The organism is Burkholderia crassaminum (assembly GCF_964265005.1).
Taxonomy (GTDB): Bacteria; Pseudomonadota; Gammaproteobacteria; order Burkholderiales; family Burkholderiaceae; genus Burkholderia.
Genome location: NZ_OZ183800.1, coordinates 2,128,694 through 2,149,173 on the forward strand (window position 1 = coordinate 2,128,694; position 20,480 = coordinate 2,149,173).

At 67.1% G+C, this 20,480-nt stretch carries 17 protein-coding genes; 11 read left to right on the top strand and 6 right to left on the bottom strand.

Annotation, left to right across the window (positions count from 1 at the left end):
• Positions 1-107: 107 nt before the first annotated feature.
• Together glmS and ACPTTF_RS26535 are read left to right on the top strand one after the other, a co-directional pair.
• A complete protein-coding gene (glmS, locus tag ACPTTF_RS26530; RefSeq protein ID WP_423368859.1) occupies positions 108-1,931 on the top strand; it encodes a glutamine--fructose-6-phosphate transaminase (isomerizing) in 1,824 nt (607 codons plus the stop codon).
• Positions 1,928-3,196, top strand: a complete 1,269-nt coding sequence (locus ACPTTF_RS26535; RefSeq protein WP_423368860.1) for a hypothetical protein — start codon at positions 1,928-1,930, stop codon at positions 3,194-3,196. Before glmS ends, ACPTTF_RS26535 begins: the two co-directional genes overlap by 4 nt.
• Before the next feature lie 46 nt (positions 3,197-3,242).
• On the opposite strand, the gene ACPTTF_RS26540 is transcribed toward ACPTTF_RS26535, so the two are convergent.
• Entirely contained in the window at positions 3,243-4,085 is an 843-nt protein-coding gene (locus ACPTTF_RS26540) for a DUF3626 domain-containing protein (RefSeq protein WP_423368861.1), read from the bottom strand.
• Between the two features lie 259 nt (positions 4,086-4,344).
• Here ACPTTF_RS26540 and ACPTTF_RS26545 point away from each other — a divergent pair, with 259 nt between their 5' ends.
• Entirely contained in the window at positions 4,345-5,181 is an 837-nt protein-coding gene (locus tag ACPTTF_RS26545; RefSeq protein WP_423368862.1) for a c-type cytochrome, read from the top strand.
• A 29-nt stretch (positions 5,182-5,210) separates the two neighbouring features.
• Positions 5,211-5,693 carry a GNAT family N-acetyltransferase gene (locus tag ACPTTF_RS26550; RefSeq protein WP_423368863.1) on the top strand — a complete coding sequence of 161 codons (483 nt, stop codon included), beginning with the start codon at positions 5,211-5,213 and terminating at the stop codon, positions 5,691-5,693.
• An 81-nt stretch (positions 5,694-5,774) separates the two neighbouring features.
• On the opposite strand, the gene ACPTTF_RS26555 is transcribed toward ACPTTF_RS26550, so the two are convergent.
• From ACPTTF_RS26555 to ACPTTF_RS26565, 3 genes are all read right to left on the bottom strand, one after another.
• Positions 5,775-7,136, bottom strand: a complete 1,362-nt coding sequence (locus ACPTTF_RS26555) for a Zn-dependent hydrolase (protein WP_423368864.1) — start codon at positions 7,134-7,136, stop codon at positions 5,775-5,777.
• Positions 7,129-7,653, bottom strand: coding sequence for an L-2-amino-thiazoline-4-carboxylic acid hydrolase (locus ACPTTF_RS26560; protein ID WP_423368865.1), 525 nt, complete (start codon positions 7,651-7,653; stop codon positions 7,129-7,131). The genes ACPTTF_RS26555 and ACPTTF_RS26560 overlap by 8 nt, the downstream gene beginning before the upstream one ends.
• A gap of 78 nt (positions 7,654-7,731) precedes the next feature.
• Entirely contained in the window at positions 7,732-8,898 is a 1,167-nt protein-coding gene (locus ACPTTF_RS26565; protein WP_423368866.1) for a branched-chain amino acid ABC transporter substrate-binding protein, read from the bottom strand.
• 177 nt (positions 8,899-9,075) lie between these two features.
• Between ACPTTF_RS26565 and ACPTTF_RS26570 the strand changes: the two genes are divergently transcribed.
• Together ACPTTF_RS26570 and ACPTTF_RS26575 are read left to right on the top strand one after the other, a co-directional pair.
• Positions 9,076-9,972: a LysR substrate-binding domain-containing protein gene (locus ACPTTF_RS26570; RefSeq protein ID WP_027782765.1), complete on the top strand. Its 897-nt coding sequence runs from the start codon at positions 9,076-9,078 to the stop codon at positions 9,970-9,972.
• A 156-nt stretch (positions 9,973-10,128) separates the two neighbouring features.
• Positions 10,129-11,082 (top strand): LysR family transcriptional regulator, encoded by a 954-nt coding sequence (locus tag ACPTTF_RS26575; protein ID WP_423368867.1) that lies wholly within the window; start codon positions 10,129-10,131, stop codon positions 11,080-11,082.
• A gap of 64 nt (positions 11,083-11,146) precedes the next feature.
• Here the strand turns inward: ACPTTF_RS26575 and ACPTTF_RS26580 are convergent, their stop codons facing one another.
• Positions 11,147-12,274, bottom strand: a complete 1,128-nt coding sequence (locus tag ACPTTF_RS26580; protein ID WP_423368868.1) for an MFS transporter — start codon at positions 12,272-12,274, stop codon at positions 11,147-11,149.
• A gap of 582 nt (positions 12,275-12,856) precedes the next feature.
• Between ACPTTF_RS26580 and ahpC the strand changes: the two genes are divergently transcribed.
• Both ahpC and ahpF read left to right on the top strand, forming a co-directional pair.
• Positions 12,857-13,420: an alkyl hydroperoxide reductase subunit C gene (ahpC, locus tag ACPTTF_RS26585; protein WP_237434739.1), complete on the top strand. Its 564-nt coding sequence runs from the start codon at positions 12,857-12,859 to the stop codon at positions 13,418-13,420.
• Between the two features lie 119 nt (positions 13,421-13,539).
• Positions 13,540-15,138, top strand: a complete 1,599-nt coding sequence (gene ahpF / locus ACPTTF_RS26590; RefSeq protein WP_423368869.1) for an alkyl hydroperoxide reductase subunit F — start codon at positions 13,540-13,542, stop codon at positions 15,136-15,138.
• Positions 15,139-15,285: 147 nt separating this feature from the next.
• On the opposite strand, the gene ACPTTF_RS26595 is transcribed toward ahpF, so the two are convergent.
• Positions 15,286-16,272, bottom strand: a complete 987-nt coding sequence (locus ACPTTF_RS26595) for a LysR family transcriptional regulator (RefSeq protein WP_423368870.1) — start codon at positions 16,270-16,272, stop codon at positions 15,286-15,288.
• Between the two features lie 98 nt (positions 16,273-16,370).
• Here ACPTTF_RS26595 and ACPTTF_RS26600 point away from each other — a divergent pair, with 98 nt between their 5' ends.
• From ACPTTF_RS26600 to ACPTTF_RS26610, 3 genes are all read left to right on the top strand, one after another.
• Positions 16,371-17,807 carry a YfcC family protein gene (locus ACPTTF_RS26600; RefSeq protein WP_423368871.1) on the top strand — a complete coding sequence of 479 codons (1,437 nt, stop codon included), beginning with the start codon at positions 16,371-16,373 and terminating at the stop codon, positions 17,805-17,807.
• A 25-nt stretch (positions 17,808-17,832) separates the two neighbouring features.
• Positions 17,833-19,023, top strand: coding sequence for a M20 aminoacylase family protein (locus ACPTTF_RS26605; RefSeq protein WP_423368872.1), 1,191 nt, complete (start codon positions 17,833-17,835; stop codon positions 19,021-19,023).
• 124 nt (positions 19,024-19,147) lie between these two features.
• Complete coding sequence (locus ACPTTF_RS26610; RefSeq protein WP_423368873.1) at positions 19,148-20,380, top strand: lipase family protein; 1,233 nt, start codon at positions 19,148-19,150, stop codon at positions 20,378-20,380.
• The last annotated feature ends 100 nt before the right edge of the window (positions 20,381-20,480 follow it).

The window sequence follows — 20,480 nt, forward strand, 5'->3', positions numbered from 1 at the left end:
GCGCACGGCCCCGCATCGGTGCCGCGCGGGGCCGCTCCTGAAGCCGCGCTGCCGCGCTTTGCCGGCAGGCCGGCAACCTTTTGCAGTTTTTGCAGACGAGGTGAACCATGTGCGGAATCGTCGGAGCAAGCGGCCTGAACAATCAGGTGCCGCAACTGGTCAATGCGCTGAGCCGGCTCGAGTATCGCGGCTACGATTCGTGCGGCATCGCCGTGCAGGACGACGGCCGCCTGCGCAGCGAACGCACGCTGCGGCGCGTGACCGACCTGCAGGCCCGCGTGCTGACGCTGGGCCTCGAAGCGCAGACCTGCATCGCGCATACGCGCTGGGCGACACACGGCGCACCGTCGGAAATGAACGCGCATCCGATCATGTCCGGCGACACGATCGCGGTCGTACACAACGGCATCATCGAGAACCACGACACGCTGCGCCTGGAGCTGCGGGAGCGCGGCTATACGTTTCGCGGCCAGACCGACACCGAGGTGATCGCGCATCTGATCCACAGCCTCTATCGTGACGACCTGTTCGACGCGGTCGTACGCGCCGTCAAGCGGCTGCACGGTGCGTACGCGATCGCAGTGCTGAGCGCGCGCGAGCCGCAGCGTCTCGTCGCCGCGCGCGCGGGCTCGCCGCTCGTGATCGGCATCGGCGCCGAACAGAACTACCTGGCATCGGACTGCGCGGCGCTCAGCGACCTGACCGATCGCTTCGTCTACCTGGAAGACGGCGACGTCGCGCTGATCACGCCGGAGCGCATCGCCGTGGTCGACTCGGGCGGGCACGAGGCGCAGCGCCCGCTGTGCCAGGTGAAGGCGCGCGACGATGACGCCGCGCTCGGCCCGTACCAGCACTTCATGCAGAAGGAGATCTTCGAGCAGCCGAAGGCGATCGACAACACGCTCGACGGCATCGACACGGTCTCGCCGGCGCTGTTCGACGCGACCGACGGTGCGCGGGCGCGGCTGTCGAGAGTCAGGAGCGTGCTGCTGCTCGGCTGCGGCACCAGCTACTACGCGGGCCTGACCGCGAAATACTGGCTCGAGTCGATCGCGGGCGTGCCCGCCCAGGTCGAGATCGCGAGCGAATTCCGCTACCGCGATACGGTGGCCGATCCGCGCACGCTCGTCGTCGGCATTTCGCAATCGGGCGAAACCGCCGACACGATCGGCGCGATCGAGCGGGCGCGCGACATGGGGCAGGAACTGTCGATGGCGATCTGCAACGTGGCGACCAGCACGATCGCACGCAACGCGCCGCTGCGATTCCTGACGCGGGCCGGCATCGAGCTCGGCGTCGCGTCGACCAAGGCGTTCACGACGCAGCTCGTCGCGCTGTTCGTACTGACGCTGACACTCGCGCAGCTGCGTGGCCGGCTCGACGCTGCGCAGGTCGCGCAGCGCCTGAAGCAGTTGCGTGCGCTGCCCGAGCGCATCGGCCACGCGCTCGCGCTCGAAACGCAGATCATGGGCTGGGCCGCGAAGTTCGCGCACACCGAGAACGCGCTGTTCCTCGGGCGCGGCATTCATTTTCCGATCGCGCTGGAAGGCGCACTGAAGCTCAAGGAGGTGTCGTACATCCACGCGGAAGGCTATGCGGCCGGCGAACTGAAGCACGGCCCGCTCGCGCTCGTCACGAGCGCGATGCCGGTCGTCACGATCGCGCCGGACGACCGTCTGTTCCAGAAGCTGAAATCCAACATGGCCGAGGTACGCGCGCGCGGCGGGCGGCTCTACGTGCTGGCCGGCGATCAGCTCGGGATCGACGCCGACCGCGACACGCACCTGATCCGCGTGCGCGAATCGGGCGACCTGCTGTCGCCGATCGTCAACGTGATCCCGCTGCAACTGCTCGCGTATCACGTCGGCTGCGCGCGCGGCGCCGACGTCGACAAGCCGCGCAACCTCGCGAAATCGGTGACCGTCGAATGATGCGGCAAGCGCGCCCGGTGCAGACGGTCGCGCAATGCATCGCGGCCGCGCTGTGCGGCGCATGCGGCATCGTCACGGCGCCGCCGCCGGCCTTCTCCGCCACGCCGGCCGTGCATACCGTCACCGTGCAGGCCGCCCCGTCACCCCACCCGGCCGCCGATCCGCGCAGCTTCATGCACGGCATCGGCGTGGCCGACGCCGGCAACGGCAAACGCTGGGTGTTCTTCAGCAGCTCGGGCATCGTGCCGCGCGGCGCGATGCGCAACGGCAACTGGCCGCATGACGTGTACGTCGGCGAATGGCTGCCCGGCGCGCCGCACCTGCTGCACGTCCATACCTTCATCAGCCGCCCCGAGGCGCAGGAACCCGTGTCGATCGCGCAGAACGCGCGCGGCGACATCTTCGTCACGTTCGAGGACGGCTGGAACGCGCCGCAGGAGGTCAGCCAGCGCTACGGCGTCTATCGCCGCGACCTGAAGCCGATCAAGCCCTACCCGAACGACGTCGAATCGGGCGGCCACTCGGGGCATGTCGCCACGGCGGCCGACCGCTTCGTCGTGTTCTATTCCGCCGACTGGATCGACGGCGGCGGCGTCGACAACCTCGGTACCGGCAACGGCGTCTACGTGAAGACCTACGACGCGGCCGGGCGCGTGCTGAACCATGTCGCGGTCGCACCGCACCGCCGCGAGTGGTGGCCCGTGGTCGCGGGCTCGCCGCATGCCGCGCTGCTCGTGTGGCAGAAATTCATCGAAGGCAGCACGGACGCGACGCTCGAATACGCGATGTTCGACCCGGTCACCGCGAAGCTGGACAAACTCGGGACGCTGAACGATGCGATCCAGTATTACGTGTACGCGTCGGCGTATGTGCCGGAGATCGACCGCTTCATCGTCGTCACGACGACGGCGGTCGATCGCGGCGTCGCGATGCTGATCGCGCCGGACGGCCGCCGCACGGCGACGCTCGACTGCCTGCCGGCGTCGGTGCGCGAATCCGGCATCGGGGTGTCGGGCACGCATGCGTACGTGCCGATCCGCGACGGGCGGCTGCTGACGCTGGCGCTCGGGCCGGCTGATATCGCGGTCAGCGGCGTGCAGCGTTCGCCGATTCCGTGGGGCACGACGGGCATCGCCGGTTTCCCGGCACGCGGCAGCGCGATGCATTTCGTGTCGCTGACGCCGTCGGGCACACGCGAAGCCGATTTCGAACCGGCGCGGGACACGCCGATGCCGAAAAGCGACGTGCCTTGTTCGAGTCATTGACGCTGCACCCCGCTGGTGTCGTGCAGCCCGTGCCGGATGGGCGCATTCAGTCCACGTTCCCACTCTCCTGTCCAAACCGCGCCACGCAATGCCACACCCATTTGGCCGTCTGATAGTCGAGTATGCCGTCGCGCGCGCGGCCGAGCACGGCCGGCGTCACGATGCGGCCGACGGCGATGCGTGCGATCGCGTCGGCAGCCGCCTGCCCCCGGAATTGCGCGCACTCGGCGAGCCGATCCATCGACAGCCGGAAGCCGTCATGCCATTCGATCCGGCAGCCCGAGCGCGCCGCCGCTGCCTCGACCGACGTATCGCGATAGCTCGGATCGAGCACGATCGCGTCGACGTCGTCGTCCAGCTTGACTACGCCATGCACCTGCGCCTCGATGTAGTTGTCGAGCAGCGGATCGAGGCTGTCACGGTTTTCGGCCGCGAGCGCGATCAGCGCCGTGCAGTCGTGAATCGCGAAATGCTCGGGCCGGTAATGGCTGTCGGGGTAGCAGAAGGTCGTGCGCCGATGCGCGTCGCTGCGCAGGCGCAAATGGCAGGATCCGAAGCGGCGCGACCCGCCGACAGGATCGAGCAGATGGTTCAGCGCGCCGTACTTCGGCCGCAGCGCGGGGTCGGCGGCGTCGTACGCCTGCCCGAACATCCGGCTTTCCCACAGCCAGCGATCGCCGCCGGGATACGCCGTGAGGCCGCCGTTGCTCGTCGCCGTCTCGAACTGGGACCGGTAGATGCCGTCGCGGACGATCCGCTCGAGCGTGCCGACGCCGTCGGACGGCATGTCCGGATGAAAGTTGAGCGTGACGGGAAATGCCGGGCCTTGCCGCGCCGGCGGCCACGATTGTCGGATATGGGCGAGTGCCCGGTCTGCCGGGGAGTCCATGCGTGTTGTCCGGTCCCGTTGAATGCCGCCGGGCCTAGTGGTACCGACGGTATCGTCGTGCCCGCGGCCCGGCATCGGATGCGGCTGGCCGCTCCCGGTGCGTGACGAAGCACGATACACCGTCGCGCGTGCCCGGTCACCCGACCCGCGCCGCAGTCGCCAGCGACGCGCGTACCGGATAGACTGTCGCCCGATTCCTTCCATCGGCCGCGGCGTCCCGCCTCCTGCCGCCGCCGGAACGCCCCTTCCCGGAGAACGAATGCTGAAGCGCCAGTGGTTTTCGCTCGTGCTGCTGACGGTTTGCCTGCTCGGACAACGCGCGTCGGCCCAGTCCACGCTCGAACTCGAGACTGACGGCACGGCCCGCGCCCTCACCCGGCAGACGCTGCTCGCGCGCCCCGATGCGACGGACATCCGCGTGCCGCGCGACATCGCGTACGGCCGGCCGATGACGTTCCGCGCCGTGCCGTTCGCCGCGCTGCTCGGCGACACGCCGCTGCCGGCCGACGGCGTGCTCGAAACGCGTGCGGCCGACGGTTTCGCCGCGCAACTGCCGCTGGATCTCGTGCGCCGGCGTGCGCCGGTCCGCGCCGTTCCGTGGCTCGCGATCGAGGATCCGGCGCATCCGTGGCCGAAGCTGCCGGGCAAGCAGGTCAGCGCGGGGCCGTTCTATCTGGTTTGGCTCGGGCCGGACGCCGCATCGGTTCGCGGCGAGCAGTGGCCGTATCAGGTCGTGCGTGTCACGATCGAATCGTCGCCCGTCTCGCGTTGGCCGTCGCTTGCTGTCGATGGCGCGTTGCCTGCCGACGATCCGGCCCGCGCGGGCCAGCATTTGTTCGTCACGCAATGCCTCGCATGCCACCGGCTCGACGGCGCGGGCAGCAGCCATGCCGGCCCCGACCTGAACACGCCGATGAATCCGGTCGACTACTTCCAGCCGGCCGCGCTGCGCCGCTATATCCGTAATCCGGCATCGGTGCGCGACTGGCCGGGCCGCAGCATGCCGGCGTTTCCGCCCGATCAGCTGAGTGACCGGGAACTTGAGCAGATCGTTGCGTATCTTGCGTATATGGCGAAGCGGAAGGCAGCGCAGTAACGCGCGGCTGGACCACACAAGGAACGTCAATGAAGTCAGGCGACACGCTGTTCACCATCGCATCGATCGACGCCGCGCAGACGCACCCGCTCCGGGCAGCGATCCTGCTGAACGGCGATCTGAACGCGTGTGAACTGGCCGGCGACCATGCGCCGACGACGCTGCACGTCGGCGTGCGCGACGACCGGTCGAACATCGTGGCAGTCGCCTCGCTCTGCGAGGAGCCGCGCGACGACGATCCGGCACGGCCCGCATGGCGGCTTCGCGGGATGGCCGTCCACCCTGCCGAGCGCGGCTTGGGTTTCGGGCGCGTGCTGGTGCAGGTTTGTGTGCGGCATGCGGAAACGCATGGGGCCGCGTTCGTATGGTGTACCGCACGCGAAGCGGCGTACCGGTTCTATGAAAAGCTCGGGTTTGCGGCCGATGGTGCGATGGTGACGATGCCGGGGCGCACCGATACGGCGTTCTACGTGATGCGGCGGTACCTCGATCGGCATTCGCCGCAAGCCTGACGTAACCGGTGCACCGATACCGTCAGCCGGAAACCGGCGCGGCCCGGCGAACATCATCCTGCCGCATCGCCCCCGTCACCCTCAAGCCTCCTGCGCGCTCTGCAACACCGCACGCAACAACACATCCGCCCCCGCCGTCGCCCACTCGGGCGTGATCGCTTCAGCTTCGTTGTGACTCAGCCCGTCGACGCACGGCACGAAGATCATCCCGGTCGGCGCGACGCGCGCGACATAGCACGCGTCATGACCCGCGCCGGACACGATATCCATGTGCGACAGCCCGAGCGCCTGTGCCGCGTCACGCACCGCGTCGATGCAGCGCGACGCGAACGGGATCGGCGCATACGTGAAGATCTGCTCGATCCGCGCACCGAGGCCCGTTTCGTCGGCCACACGTGCAAGTTCCGCACGCAGCGCCGCGTCCAGCTCGTCGAGAACCGCATCGTCCGGATGCCGAAACTCGACCGTGAAGAAGCAGCCGCCCGGCACCGTGTTGCGCGAGTTCGGCCGCGCCTCGATCATCCCGACCGTCGCGCGCGCGTACGGCGCATAACGACGGCCGAGCACTTCGATGAACGAGATCATCCGTGCGGCGCCGACCAGCGCATCGCGGCGGACCTCCATCGGCGTCGTGCCCGCGTGCGCGTCGACACCGGTGAGCGTCACCTCATACCAGCGCTGCCCCTGCCCGCCCGTCACGACGCCGATCGTCTTGCCGGCTCGTTCGAGAATCGGGCCCTGCTCGATATGCAGCTCGTACGCCGCATGCACCGGATAGCCGCCGACGGGCTCCGCGCCCGCGTAGCCGATCCGCGCCAGTTCCTCGCCGATCGTCCTGCCCGCGCCGTCGGTGCGCGACAGCCCGTATTCGAGCGTATAGACACCCGAGAACACGCCGGCAGACACCATCGCCGGCGCGAAGCGCGAGCCTTCCTCGTTGGTCCAGATCACGACGTCGATCGGGCGTTCGGTCTCGATGCCCGCGTCGTTCAGCGCGCGCACGACCTCGAGCCCGCCGAGCACGCCGTAGATGCCGTCGTAGCGGCCGCCCGTCGGCTGCGAATCGGCGTGCGAGCCCGTCATGACCGGCGCGGCATCGGGATTGCGCCCCGCGCGGCGCGCGAACACGTTGCCCATCCGGTCCACACGCACCGTGCAGCCGGCGTCCTGCGCCCATTGCACGAACAGGTCGCGCGACTCGCGATCGAGATCGGTCAGCGCCAGACGGCAGACGCCGCCCTTCGGCGTCGCACCGATTTGCGCCATCCGGTCAAGCGACGCCCACAGGCGGTCGCCATCGACGCGCGGCGCGCTCACGTTGTCCACATTGCCGTTGCCGTTGCCGTTGCCGTTGCCGTTGCCGTTGCCGTTGCCGTTGCCGTTGCCGTTGCCGTTGCCGTTGCCGTTGCCGTTGCCGTTGCCGTTGCCGTTGCCGTCAAGCATCGCCGTTCTCCGGCGCGGATTGCAGCGCGTAGCGGAAATCGCAGCGCTTGCCGCCCTGCATGATCGTGCTCGTGCGCGTGAGCGCGATGTCCGGCGCATAGCCCTGGATGAAGTAGCTGTCGCGCGCGCAGCTCAGCAGGTGCCCGATCTCGCCGAGCCCCATCGCGTGATACATCTCCGCGTAGCTGCAGCGATGCACGTCGTAGTCGTAGTGCGCGTCGTCCGCGCGCCGCACCTCGACGTCGAGCGCATCGTCCTTCTCCCACAGCACCTGCAGCGCGATGAACGACTTCACGCTCGTGCCGCCCGGCTCCTGCGCGGCGAACGTGCGGCCGGCATCGACGGCCGCGCCGCGCACGGCTTCCGCGATCACGGCCTGCGCGCGCTCGGCGCCGAACTCGCGCTTCATGATCTCGTAGATCGGCTTGATGATTTCCGCTTCGATGCGGCGCCGCGCGAGGATCCCGAGGCGCGTGTCCTCGGGTGCGGCGGCGGATGTCTGGGTCACTTCGGTCATGGGGATCGTCCGGGTCGTTTTATCGTTTTATCGTTTTATCGTTTTATCGCTGTATTGCTCTGTATGGCGCTGTGTCGTTTACTTGGTCGCGGTGCGCGAGCCGCCGAGCACGTCGACGACGGTCCACTTGCCGCCGCGCACCTGGTAGATCGTGAAGGCCGGGTCTTTCAGGTTGCCTTCGCCGTCGAACGCGATCCGCCCCGTCACGCCGGGCCGGTCGATCGCACGAACCGCCGCGACCAGCTTCGCCGGCTGCGTCGTGCCGGCCTTCTGCGCGGCCGCGATCAGCGTGGCAGCCGCGTCGTAGGCGAACGGCGCATGCAGTTCGATCGGCGCACGGAAGCGTGCCTGGTATTGCGTGTCGAACGCCTTGCCGCCCGGCATCCGGTCGAGCGGCAGGCCCGGTTCGAGCGCCGTCACGCCGTCGCCGTCCTTGCCAGCGAGCGACAGGAAGGTCTGGCTCACGAAGCCGCCCGCGCCGAGCAGCGGCGCGTTCACGCCGAGCTGACGCATCCGGCGGGAGATCGGCGCGGCCTGCGCATCGAGGCCGCCGAAGAACACGAGATCCGCGCGCTTGCCCTTGATCGCGGTCAGCACGCCGCTGAAATCGGTCGTCTTGTCGTTCACGTACTGGCGATCGACGATCGCGCCGCCGTTCGCCTGCACGCCCTTGATGAACTGGTCGGCGAGCCCCGCGCCGAACGACGTGCGATCGTCGATCACCGCGATACGCTTCGCCTTCAGCGTCTTCACCGCATACGCGCCGGTGAAATTGCCGCCCGCGTCGTCGTGACCCATGATGCGGAAGGCCGTTGCATAGCCCTGCTGCGTGTATTGATGGCCGGTAGATGCCGGCGCGATCTGCGGGATGCCCGCATCGCGGTAGACGCGCGACGCCGGCACGCTGCAGCCCGTATTCCAGTGACCGACGACGCCGATCACGTGCTGGTCGACGAGCTGCTGCGCAACCGCGACGGCCGTGCGCGGATCGGACTGGTCGTCGGCCGCGACGAGCTTGTAGACGACCGGCTTGCCGCCGATGGTCGGATGCTTCGCGTTCGCATCGTCGATCGCGAGTTGCGCACCGTTCTGCAGGTCCTTGCCGATCCGCGCGGACGGGCCGGTGAGCGGCGCGGCGAGACCGATCAGGACCGTCTGCGGCGCGGATTGCGCGAATGCGGGAACGGAAGCGACCAGGGCGGCCGCCGAGAATGCGAGGCTGGCGGGAACGAAAGCGATTTTCATGTGCGGGGATCTTTGAATCGGATCAAAACATGAAAAATATTAAATATTCAGCACCCAAACCCCAAATACCCAATTGTTGGATGCTTATGCCGTTCTCGACACATCAACGTATTACCCCGTAAACAAAGGATATTTTCATGTTGTCGCTCATCCCGACTTTTCGATAAAATTTGACACATGAAAAATATCGAACAATTGCCGCACGATCCGCCGCTGCGCGCGGTGCGTGCGTTCGAAGCCTTCGCGCGTCTCGGGTCGGTCACCGCGGCGGCGGGCGAACTCGACATCACGCCGTCGGCGGTCAGCCATCAGCTGCAGCTGCTCGAAGCGTTCATCCAGACGCCGCTGACGGTGCGCGAGGGCCGGCTGCTCGCACTCACCGACGAAGGCCGCGACTACTACCGTTCGATCAGCGCCGCATTCTCGGTGCTGCGTAGCGCGACGCGCTTCGTGCGCGACCGCTCGTCGCTGCGGCAGATCACCGTCAGCCTGATTCCGCTGCTCGGCATCGGCTGGTTCATTCCGCGGCTGCACGCGTTCCTGGCCGACAACACGGACGTCGACGTGACGGTGCTGTACGCGCATCACCGCAATTACCGGAGCGATGCGTCGGACCTGTCGATCCGCTTCGGTACCGGCGACTGGCCCGGCTACCGCTGCGAGCGCCTGCTGCCGGGCGCGATGGTGCCGATGTGCAGCCCGTCGTTCCTGAAGCGCCACGGGCCGTTCCGCACGCCCGCCGATCTCGCGCGCGCACCGCTCGTGCATGACGAAGATCGCAGCACGTGGGTCAACTGGCTGCAGGGCGCCGGCGTACGGCACGTGTCGCACGCGGTGGGGCCGATGTTCGAGGACGGCCAGTTGACGCTGAGCGCCGCGCGCGCGGATCTCGGCGCGGCATTGCTGCGCGCGCCGCTGGTCGAACGCGAACTGGCGAACGGCGAACTCGTGAAGCTGTTCGACCACGTGCTCGACGACGGGCGCGATTACTACCTGTGCACGCGCGAGGACGCGGACATGCCGGACGGCGCACGGCGGCTGGCGGCGTGGTTGAGGAAGATGGCGGGGATTTGAGCGGGCTTGACTGCCGCCGCGCGGCGAACGCGCGCATGCAACGCGCAGCAGTCGACCGATTCGCCCGGTCGATTCGCGGCGTACGAGAATCGGCGCGCGGAAAAAATCACCTATGATCCTTTCGTCACGGGAAATCCATTCCGGATTGGAACAGCCATGGATCAGTTGAACGGAATCACGGTGTTCGTCCAGGTTGCCGAAACGCGCAGCTACGTGGGCGCCGGCCAGCAACTCGGGCTGTCCGCGTCCGCCGTCGGCAAGAGCATCGCGCGGCTGGAGAAGCGTCTTGGCGTCAAGCTCCTGCATCGCAGCACCCGCAGCATGAACCTAACCGCGGAGGGCGCGCTCTACCTGAAGCGCTGCCGGCAGATCCTCGCGGAAGCCGCAGCTGCGGAAGCCGAGCTGCTGCATACGCTCGACGCGCCGCGCGGCAAATTCCGGATCAGCCTGCCGCTCGTGAGCGAGCTGATGGTGCCCGCCATCACCGCGTTCATGCAGCGCTACCCCGAAATCGAACTCGACGTGCACTTCTCCGACCGGCTCGTCGACCTGATCGACGAAGGCTTCGACGCGGTGGTGCGCACCGGTACGCTCGACGACTCGCGGCTGATGTCGCGCCAGTTGGGCGCCTTCCGCCTGGTGCTGGTCGGCTCGCCCGGCTACTTCACGCGCAAGGGCGTGCCGCAGCGGCCCGCTGACCTGCGCGAACACGACTGCCTCCAGCACCGCTTCCCGACCACCGGCATGATCCAGAAGTGGCCCCTCTGCGACGACTCGCTCGACGAAAGCCTGCAACTGCCGGCACGGATGATCTGCAACAACGTCGAGACGCTGATGCATGTCGCGAAAGCCGGCCACGGCATTGCCTGCCTGCCGGATTTCGCGGTCCGCGACGCCATCGCCGCACACGAATTGCAGAGCGTGCTCGACGCGTACACGCAGAATTCCGGCGCGTTCCGCGTGCTGTGGCCGTCCAGCAAGCATCCGTCGCCGAAGCTGCGCGCATTCGTCGAGTTCCTGCACGAGAACCTGTTCACGATGCACGCGCAAGCGCGCACACATACGGGCCGCGCCGCCGTCGAATCCGAACAGGCCACGCCGCTCGCCTGAAACCGGCCGGCCGGACGCCGGCGCGCATGCCCGCCCACGCAAGCGCCGCGAGCCCGTCTGCCGCTCAATCCGCCCCGGCCTTGACCGACAGATGCAGCAGGACGATGGCGATCACGGCGCCGACGGCACCGATCGAAGGCGTCAAGGCCACGCCGGACGAATGACCCTTGACGACCAGGCTGCCGATCAACGCTCCGCCGCCGATCCCGGCATTGAACGCACTGACGTTCATGGCCGACGCCAGATGCCGCGCTTCCCCCGCCCGGGTCAGGATCCGCATGATCAGCGCCGGCACGAACGCATACGACGCCGCGCCCCACAGGAAGACGTACGCGATCACCGCCCACTTCGTCGCATAGACCTGATTCAGCGACCCCATGAAGAACGCAAGGCACGCCAGGCTGACGAAGGCCGTGCGCAGCGGCCACCTGTCCGCATACCGGGCGCCGACGGCATTCCCCGCGCTCAGGCCCGCGCCGAAGACCAGCAGGATCCACGTGACGCTGGACGGCGAGAATGCCGAAACATCCTCCAGGATCGGCGCGATATATGTGAACCCCACGAACGTGCTGCCGAAGCCCACGATCATCGCCGCATAGGAGAGGAGCATCTTGCCGTCCCTGAAGACGGCCAATTCCGTTGCGACCGACGTCACGTGCAGATTCACGTCGTTCGGCAACGTCTTCCAGAGCGCCAGCAACGAGAGGCCGCCCCAGCCCGCGATCGCCCAGAACGGCGCATGCCAGTCGGAAAAGACGTTCCCGAGGAAGAGACCCAGCGGCACGCCCACCACGTTGGCGAGCGTGATACCGGACAGCATCACGCCGACGGCTTGCGCGCGTCGGCGCGCATCGACCAGATGCGCCGCCACCACCACGCCGATCCCCATCGATACGCCGTGAACCGCCGCCGCGACGCAGCGCGAAATCAGCAGCACCTGATAGCTGCCGGACAGTGCAGAGACGACATGCGCCAGCACGAAGATCGCCAACAGGATCAGCAGCAGGTTCTTCTTCGGGAAACGCAGCGTCAGCGCCGTGAGCGTCGGCGCGGCGAGCGCCACCACCCACGCGTAGGCGCTGACCAGCAACCCCGCACTCGACAGCGGGACCGACAGACTGTCGGCGATGCCCGGCAGCAGGCCCGTCACGATGGTTTCGGTCGTGCCGACGCCGAACGACGTCATCGCCATGGCGGCCAGCGCGAGACGGCCTGTGTCGGTTCGTTCTTCGTTGATCCGGGTTGAAATCGCCAAGGCAAGTGCCCTCCGTTCGTTGGCATGGGGTCTGCACGGCGCACCCGCGACGCCGGTGCGTCCGGGTTGTGCTCGTCGTGCCGCTGCGCGGTTTCAACGCTGAGGAGCCATGGCTCGCACATCGCCAGACCTGCGTCGTGATGTGCGTTGGCCGCTGCATCGCGTCGACCGACGACACGCAGCGTACAAGTTTCGAGCCCGCCGAAAAATCACGAACGATTCGCTTGTTTCCGGAAAATCCTTCCGCAATGCCGCGCCGCAGGCTCACCCCGATCCGCATGGCACTGCGGGGTGCCGGCATGCCTGTCGACGATCTGCGTCGACGCACACGCGTGCCTGACCCGCCCGCTCCCCCGCCCGGCGTGTCAAAAGCTCCGTCCGGCCACCCCGATCAAACAAGGGCCGGAAGCAGATAGAAAATCCCGATGCCCCGGATTGAAACAAGCAATTTCACAAACTCAGGGTGAACCCGGATACTGGCAACACTCCACTCACCACTGAAGACAAGGAATTCTCCAGATGCCGATCATCAACACCCAAATCAAGCCGTTCAAGGCAACCGCTTACCACAACGGCGATTTCGTGCCCGTCTCGGAAGAGAACCTCAAGGGCAAGTGGTCCGTCGTCGTGTTCTACCCGGCCGACTTCACGTTCGTCTGCCCGACCGAGCTGGGCGACCTCGCCGACCGTTACGCGGAATTCCAGAAGCTGGGTGTCGAAATCTACGGCGTGTCGACCGACACGCACTTCACGCACAAGGCATGGCACGACACGTCGGACACGATCGGCAAGATCAAGTACCCGATGATCGGCGACCCGACGCTCACGCTGTCGCGCAACTTCGACGTGCTGATCGAGGAAGAAGGGATGGCCCTGCGCGGCACGTTCGTGATCAACCCGGAAGGCGAGATCAAGCTGTGCGAAATCCACGACAACGGCATCGGCCGCGACGCAGGCGAACTGCTGCGCAAGGTGCAGGCTGCGCAATACATCGCGGCGCACCCGGGTGAAGTGTGCCCGGCCAAGTGGACGCCGGGTGCGGAAACGCTGACCCCGTCGCTCGACCTGATCGGCAAGATCTGACGATCGCGCCGCGCGCCTCGCACGAGGCGCGCGATGGCGGGCCGCCGCTGCGCGCGGCCCGCGCCCTCCTCCGGCACGACGTGCCCGACCAGAATCATTAATACGGAATCCGAAACGCCATGCTCGACGCCAATCTCAAGAACCAACTGAAAGCGTACCTCGAAAAGATCACGCGCCCGATCGAACTCGTCGCCTCGCTCGACGACAGCGCGAAATCGCAGGAACTGCTGGCGCTGCTGAACGAGATTGCGTCGCTGACGGATCGCGTGACCGTGACCGAACGCCGCGACGACGCCGAGCGCAAGCCGTCGTTCTCGATCGGCGAGCCCGGCAAGCCGGCCGGCATCCGCTTCGCCGGCATCCCGATGGGCCACGAATTCACGTCGCTCGTGCTCGCGCTGCTGCAGACGGGCGGCCACCCGATCAAGCTCGACGACGACGTGGTCGAACAGATCCGCGCGCTCGACGGCGACTACGCGTTCGAGACGTATTTCTCGCTGTCGTGCCAGAACTGCCCGGAAGTCGTGCAGGCGCTGAACGTGATGTCGCTGGTCAACCCGCGCATCCGCCACGTCGCGATCGACGGCGCGCTGTTCCAGGATGAAGTCGAGTCGCGCCAGATCATGGCCGTGCCGACGATGTTCCTCAACGGCGCCTCGTTCGGCCAGGGCCGCAGCAGCGTAAAGGAAATCCTCGCGAAGCTCGATACGGGCGCCAGCGCCCGTGCCGCGAAGTCGCTCGAGAACAAACCGGTGTTCGATACGCTGATCGTCGGCGGCGGCCCGGCAGGCGCGGCTGCCGCCATCTACTCGGCGCGCAAGGGCATCGCGACGGGCGTCGTCGCCGAGCGTTTCGGCGGCCAGGTGCTCGACACGATGGCGATCGAGAATTTCGTGTCGGTGCAGGAAACCGAAGGGCCGAAGTTCGCGACCGCGCTCGAACAGCACGTGAAGCAGTACGACGTCGACATCATGGACGTGCAGCGCGCCGACGCGCTGATCCCGGGCGACGTGCACCAGATCCGCCTCGCGAACGGCGCGGTGCTGAAGGCGAAGACGATCGTCCTCGCGACCGGCGCGCGCTGGCGCGAAATCAACGTGCCGGGCGAGCGCGAATACCGCAACCGCGGTGTCGCGTACTGCCCGCACTGCGACGGCCCGCTGTTCAAGGGCAAGCGCGTCGCGGTGGTCGGCGGCGGCAACTCGGGCGTCGAGGCCGCAATCGACCTCGCCGGCATCGTGAAGGCCGTCACGCTGATCGAGTACGGTGCGCAACTGCGCGCGGACGAAGTGCTGCAGCGCAAGCTGCGCAGCCTGCCGAACGTGACGATCGTCACGCAGGCGCAAACGACCGAGCTGACCGGCGACGGCAGCAAGCTGAACGGGCTCGTCTACAAGGATCTGCGCTCGGGCGACACGCAGCGCATCGATCTGGAAGGCGTGTTCGTTCAGATCGGCCTCGTGCCGAACACCGAATGGCTGAAAGGCACGGTCGAACTGTCGAAGCACGGCGAGATCGTCGTCGATGCGCGCGGCGCGACGTCGGTGCCGGGCGTGTTCGCGGCCGGCGACGTGACGACGGTGCCGTTCAAGCAGATCGTGATCGCAGTGGGTGAAGGCGCGAAGGCATCGCTCGGCGCGTTCGACCACCTGATCCGGCAGGACGTTGCACCGGTTGCCGCCGCGCAGCCGCAGGCCGAGGAAGCAGTCGCCGCGTAACGCACCGGCAGCACACGCAGCACACGCAGCACACGCAGCACAACGGATTGTCTCTCTTGGCCCCGCACGCTTTGGTCGGCGTGCGGGGTCCTTTTTTTGCCGCTTCGCCGCGTGGTGGTGGAACGCGGGTCAAAGCCGCCTTCGCCGCTACACGGTCGACATCAACCTGACGATTTCCCGCCGCAGATAGTTCGCGGCCGGCCCGAGCCGCCGCCCCGCCCGCGTGACCACATAGCGATCGAACGACCGCGCGATCGGATGATCGATCGGCACCGCGACGACCTGCCCTGCGGCAATCCTCCCCTGCGCCGCTCCGCGCGTCATGAACGCGACGGCGAGATTCTGCGCCGCGATCGCCACTGCCGTCGAAAACCGGTCGCAGCGGAACGCGGGCACATACGTGCGCCCGATATCGGCAAGGATCGCATCGACATGGGCCTGCAGCCCGAACTCGGCGGGCATGAAGACCAGACGCTCGTCGGCGAGCGCTTCCATCTTCACCGATTTGCGCGACGCCATCGGGTGGTCGACCGAAAAGATCGCGCAGATGGGCTCGCTCTGGAACAGCCGCGCGTTCAATGTCGGATCCGTCGTCGCGCCGATCGATACACAGATATCGACCTGATCCTCGCGAGTCATCGCGAGAAGTTGCGGCAGCGAGCCGGTGCGCAATTCCACGGTGATGCCCGGATACTTGTCCAGGAAAGGCTTCAGGACCATCGCGACCAGGCTCGCGACCGCCCCTTCGCCCGCCGCGATCGTCACCTGCCCGCGCTTGAGACCGCGATACTCGTCGAGCTGCGCGCGAAACCGGCGGGCGTTGCGTTCGCAGTCGCGAAAGTAATCGACCGCCATCTGCCCCGCTTCCGTCAGTTCCATTTTCCGGCCGCGGCGCGTCACGAGCGACAGCCGTAGCTCCCGCTCCGCGATGGCCACTTGCCGGCTGATCGTCGACACGTTCACATCCAGGCCAAGCGCCGCCTGGCGCATCCCGCCGTACGTCGCGATCGCGACCAGGTACTGCAGCGTGCGATCAGAAAGACTCCGTTCGTCCCTATCCAAGGTGGACTCCCGTGTTGCATTCAATGCAACATTTTCGCAGTGTCCGACGCAACTTTCCAGGCCGGTTTTCACCGATACTCCGCCCCGGAGCCGGACAGCGCATGCACCCTGTCCGCGCCGGACCGAATACAGGGTGGCTTACCACTCGAGGACATCCACGGAGGAGCAACATGAACGACGTCAGCCGGCCGATCGACCGCGCGGAACACCCGCGCCAGCCCGCCCGAGCACGCGGCGGCAAGGAGCCGGTCAACCCCTATGTGCTGCTGTTCGTCATGTTGATGGCGGCCGCCCTCGCGACCTGGCTCGTGCCGTCCGGCGAGTTTTCGCGAACGCTCAGCAACGGCATCCGCTTTGTCGTGCCGGGCAGCCTGAAGCCGGTTGCGCAGCACGGCGTGACGCCGGGCGCGATGTTCGTCGCGCTGGCCAACGGGATGACCACGTCCGCTCCGATCATCTTCCTGATCCTGTTCACCGGCGGCGCACTGGCCGTGCTCGAAGCGACGGGCGCGGTGCGCAGCGCGCTCGCGCGAGTCGAACGGGGAGATCGCGCACGCGCGCACATCACCGTCGTCGTCATTTGCATCACCTTCTCGCTGCTCGGCACACTGGGCATCGTGACGAATTCGGTCGTGGCGTTCGTCCCGCTCGGGTTGCTGCTCGCGGAATCGATGCGGCTGCCGAAGGAAATCGGCGCCGGCGTGGTGTATCTGGGCACGTATGCCGGCTTCAACACGGGCATCCTCAATCCGGTGACGACCGGACTGTCGCAGCGCCTGGCCGGCCTGCCGATGTTTTCCGGCATGACGTTCCGCGTGTGCATCTATGCCGCGTTCGTCATCGCCACCATCACCTTTCTCGTCTGGCGAATCCGCACCTGCCGAACGACCGACGCCGCGGTTTCCGGCCCGATGCCCTCGGCGTCCCGCCCGCCGGCGCCGTCGTCCGCGCGACGGCTCGACACGCGGCAACTGGCGGTCGTCGGCATCGTGCTCGCCTGCCTGGCGGTCTTCGTCTACGGTTCGTCGACGCGCAACTGGGCCGAGACCGAGATGATCGCGATGTTCCTCGTCATGGCGATCGCCGCCGGGATCGTGAGCGGCATGCGCGCGGGCGCGATCGCGGACACCTTCCTCCACGGCTGCGGCGGCCTCGTCAAGGGCGCGCTCGTGGTGGGCATGGCACGGGCCATCTCGATCGTGCTCGCTGACGGCAGGATCATGGACCCGATCGTCAACACGCTCGCCGGCATGCTCGCACCGCTCGATTCCACGATGGCGGCGATCTGCATGTTCGTGAGCGCCGCGCTGATCCATGTCGGCATCTCGTCCGGGTCCGGCGAATCCGCGGTCCTCGTGCCGATCTTCGCGCCGCTTGGCGACACGCTGCACCTGACCCGGCAGGTCACGGTGCAGGCCGTGCTGCTCGGCGAAGGCTTCATCAACTGCTTCAACCCGACTTCCGGTGTCCTGATGGCTGTCCTCGCAACGTCGGGCATCCCCTATTTCAAGTGGGTCCGTTTCGTCATGCCGCTGCTGCTTGCGTGGTTCGTCATCTGCGTCGTCGCGATTGCGACAGGCGTCGCCATGCACTGGGGCCCCTTCTAGTCCGCCGCTTCTTCCTGGATCGTCCATGCTCTTACCCGACCTGAGTTCCGTCTCCGACCTGCAGCCGCTTGCCGACGACATGCGCAAGCTCCGCTACACGCTGCATTGCTGCCCCGAACTGGCGTTCGAGGAAGTGCAGACCGCCGAGATCGTCGCCACGCGCCTGAAGGAATATGGCTACACGGTCGCGACGGGCATCGCCGGCACCGGCGTGGTCGGCACGCTGCGACGCGGTTCAGGCGAACGCCGCATCGGGATTCGCGCCGACATGGACGCACTGCCGATCGACGAACGCAATACCTTCGGCCACAAGAGCGTCCACCCGGGCCGCATGCATGCGTGCGGCCATGACGGCCATACCGCGATGCTGCTCGGCGCCGCCCGGCACCTCGCGCAACGCGGGCGATTCGACGGCACCGTGCATCTGATCTTCCAGCCCGCCGAGGAACGCGGCTTCGACAGCGGCGCCAAGCGCATGGTCGAGCAAGGGCTGTTCACGCGCTTTCCGTGCGACGCGGTGTTCGCGATGCACAACCATCCGGGTGCGCCGGCCGGCACGTTCATGTTCCGCAAGGGACATTTCATGGCGGCGGGCGACCGCGTGTTCGTGAAGATCGTCGGCAAGGGCGGGCATGCCGCGCGCCCGCACCTGGCCAACGACCCGATCGTCGCGGCAGGCAGCATCGTGATGGCGCTGCAGACCATCGTGTCGCGCAACGTCGATCCGACGCAGTCGGCCGTCGTGACGATCGGCAAGATCGCCGGCGGATCGGCCCCGAATGTGATCCCCGGCGAAGTCGAATTGAGCCTCAGCGTCCGCTCGTTCGACATGGACGTCCGCCGGATGCTGAAGGAACGAATCACCGCGCTCGTGCACGCGCAGGCCGAAAGCTACGGCCTGCGCGCCGTCGTCGATTATGTGGAAGGCTATCCGGTGGTGACAAACACCGACGCCGAAACCGCGCTCGCGATCGAAGTCGCGAAGGAGCTGGTCGGCGACGCACGCGTGACGGAACAGATGGCGCCGTTGATGGGCAGCGAGGACTTTGCCTACATGCTGCAGGCCTGCCCCGGCGCATTCCTGCGGATCGGCAACGGCCCGACCGACGGCGGGAACACGCTGCATAGCGCGACCTACGACTTCAATGACGAGAACCTGGTCGTCGGTTCCGCGTTCTGGGCCAGGCTGGTGGAACGTTACCTGCCCGTCGCGTGAGCGATCGATGGCTGCCGTGCTGCATCGCCCGCGCGGCGGCCCTTCGTCACAGCGCCGTTTGCACGGCCAACCCGATCGGGCGTAGGCTTCGTCGAATCTGCCCGGAAACCACGGAACACCGATCATGCCCGGCACGCCAATCAAGTCGTTCGTCATGCTGGCCTTCTGCGCCGCCGTCGGCACGTGGGCACTTGCCGACGAACCGCTCCCTGTCGGGCGGGACGCAGGCGTTCCGGCCTTCTATGCGTGGACCGACGCCGTTCCTGCAACGCCCGGACAATTGCTGCGCACCGAGCCGCTGACGCCTGAGCAGAGCCTCGACGAAGCCGGCAAGAACATCCGGATTCTCTATACGTCGACCGACGGCGTCGACGGCCGTACGCCGATCGTCGTGTCCGGCGCGCTGTTTCTGCCGAAAGGAACGCCGCCGCGAGGCGGCTGGCCGATGATGGCGTGGGCACACGGCACCGTCGGCAGCGCCAGCGTGTGTGCGCCGTCACTGGCGCGCCGCAGCGAACGCGACACGCGCTACCTGAACGACTGGCTCGCCCGCGGCTACGCGATCGTCGCAACCGACTATCAGGGCCTCGGTGCGCCCGGCGTGCATCCGTACGGACTGACACGCCCGCTCGCGTACAGCGTTCTCGACAGCATCCGCGCGGTGCAGCACGGCGAGTTCGACCTGACGTCCCACGCCGTCGTGTTCGGGCAATCGCAAGGCGCACGCGCCGCGTTTGCAACGGCCGTCTATGCGAAGTCGTATGCGCCCGAACTGGCGATCGCCGGCGTGGTGGCAACCGGCACACCCTATGCGGCCGTTCACAACCACGCGGCCGATGCCGAGCGGGCACGCGCACACCAGTCGGTCGTCCCGACCTTCGCGTACGACATGCTGCGCATCAGTACCGCGGCGCTGCTCGATCCCGCGTTCGTTCCCGCCGATTACCTGCACGACAATGCGATGCCGGCGTTCGAACTGAGCCGGCGCGCATGCCTGCATGCACTCGAACACAGGATCGTCTCGGACAGGCTCACGTACGACAGCAGCTTCAAGCGCTCGCCGAAACCGGCATTCGAGGCGATCCAGCGTGAAGCCGCCTATCCGGCGCTGACGTCGGACATTCCGATCTTCATCGGTACGGGCGGCAAGGATCGCGACGTGTTCGTGCCGGACCAGATCGCACTCGCCACCGACGCCTGCCGGGCCGGCGACCGGATCGAGTGGCATTTTTATCCGGCACTCGACCACTCCGGAACCGTCAACGGCTCGCTTCCCGATTCCACTCGATTCGTCGCGCGAGCGTTTGCGGGCGAACGGCTAGAGGGCAATTGCGCGTCGCTGCCGTCGAAACCTTGAACAGGTATTGAAGCGCATGCGCCGACGCGTTTCGCGAACGGCTAGTCGCACGCCCGGCCCACCTTCGATGACACAAGCGCGACGCGCGTCCGTCATGCGA

What these genes read in the sequence shown, in the direction of transcription:
- glmS (WP_423368859.1), top strand. Translation starts at nt 108, where the DNA reads ATGTGCGGAATCGTCGGAGCAAGCGGCCTGAACAATCAGGTGCCGCAA.
- ACPTTF_RS26535 (WP_423368860.1), top strand. Translation starts at nt 1,928, where the DNA reads ATGATGCGGCAAGCGCGCCCGGTGCAGACGGTCGCGCAATGCATCGCG.
- ACPTTF_RS26540 (WP_423368861.1), bottom strand. Translation starts at nt 4,085, where the DNA reads ATGGACTCCCCGGCAGACCGGGCACTCGCCCATATCCGACAATCGTGG.
- ACPTTF_RS26545 (WP_423368862.1), top strand. Translation starts at nt 4,345, where the DNA reads ATGCTGAAGCGCCAGTGGTTTTCGCTCGTGCTGCTGACGGTTTGCCTG.
- ACPTTF_RS26550 (WP_423368863.1), top strand. Translation starts at nt 5,211, where the DNA reads ATGAAGTCAGGCGACACGCTGTTCACCATCGCATCGATCGACGCCGCG.
- ACPTTF_RS26555 (WP_423368864.1), bottom strand. Translation starts at nt 7,136, where the DNA reads ATGCTTGACGGCAACGGCAACGGCAACGGCAACGGCAACGGCAACGGC.
- ACPTTF_RS26560 (WP_423368865.1), bottom strand. Translation starts at nt 7,653, where the DNA reads ATGACCGAAGTGACCCAGACATCCGCCGCCGCACCCGAGGACACGCGC.
- ACPTTF_RS26565 (WP_423368866.1), bottom strand. Translation starts at nt 8,898, where the DNA reads ATGAAAATCGCTTTCGTTCCCGCCAGCCTCGCATTCTCGGCGGCCGCC.
- ACPTTF_RS26570 (WP_027782765.1), top strand. Translation starts at nt 9,076, where the DNA reads ATGAAAAATATCGAACAATTGCCGCACGATCCGCCGCTGCGCGCGGTG.
- ACPTTF_RS26575 (WP_423368867.1), top strand. Translation starts at nt 10,129, where the DNA reads ATGGATCAGTTGAACGGAATCACGGTGTTCGTCCAGGTTGCCGAAACG.
- ACPTTF_RS26580 (WP_423368868.1), bottom strand. Translation starts at nt 12,274, where the DNA reads ATGGCGATGACGTCGTTCGGCGTCGGCACGACCGAAACCATCGTGACG.
- ahpC (WP_237434739.1), top strand. Translation starts at nt 12,857, where the DNA reads ATGCCGATCATCAACACCCAAATCAAGCCGTTCAAGGCAACCGCTTAC.
- ahpF (WP_423368869.1), top strand. Translation starts at nt 13,540, where the DNA reads ATGCTCGACGCCAATCTCAAGAACCAACTGAAAGCGTACCTCGAAAAG.
- ACPTTF_RS26600 (WP_423368871.1), top strand. Translation starts at nt 16,371, where the DNA reads ATGAACGACGTCAGCCGGCCGATCGACCGCGCGGAACACCCGCGCCAG.
- ACPTTF_RS26605 (WP_423368872.1), top strand. Translation starts at nt 17,833, where the DNA reads ATGCTCTTACCCGACCTGAGTTCCGTCTCCGACCTGCAGCCGCTTGCC.
- ACPTTF_RS26610 (WP_423368873.1), top strand. Translation starts at nt 19,148, where the DNA reads ATGCCCGGCACGCCAATCAAGTCGTTCGTCATGCTGGCCTTCTGCGCC.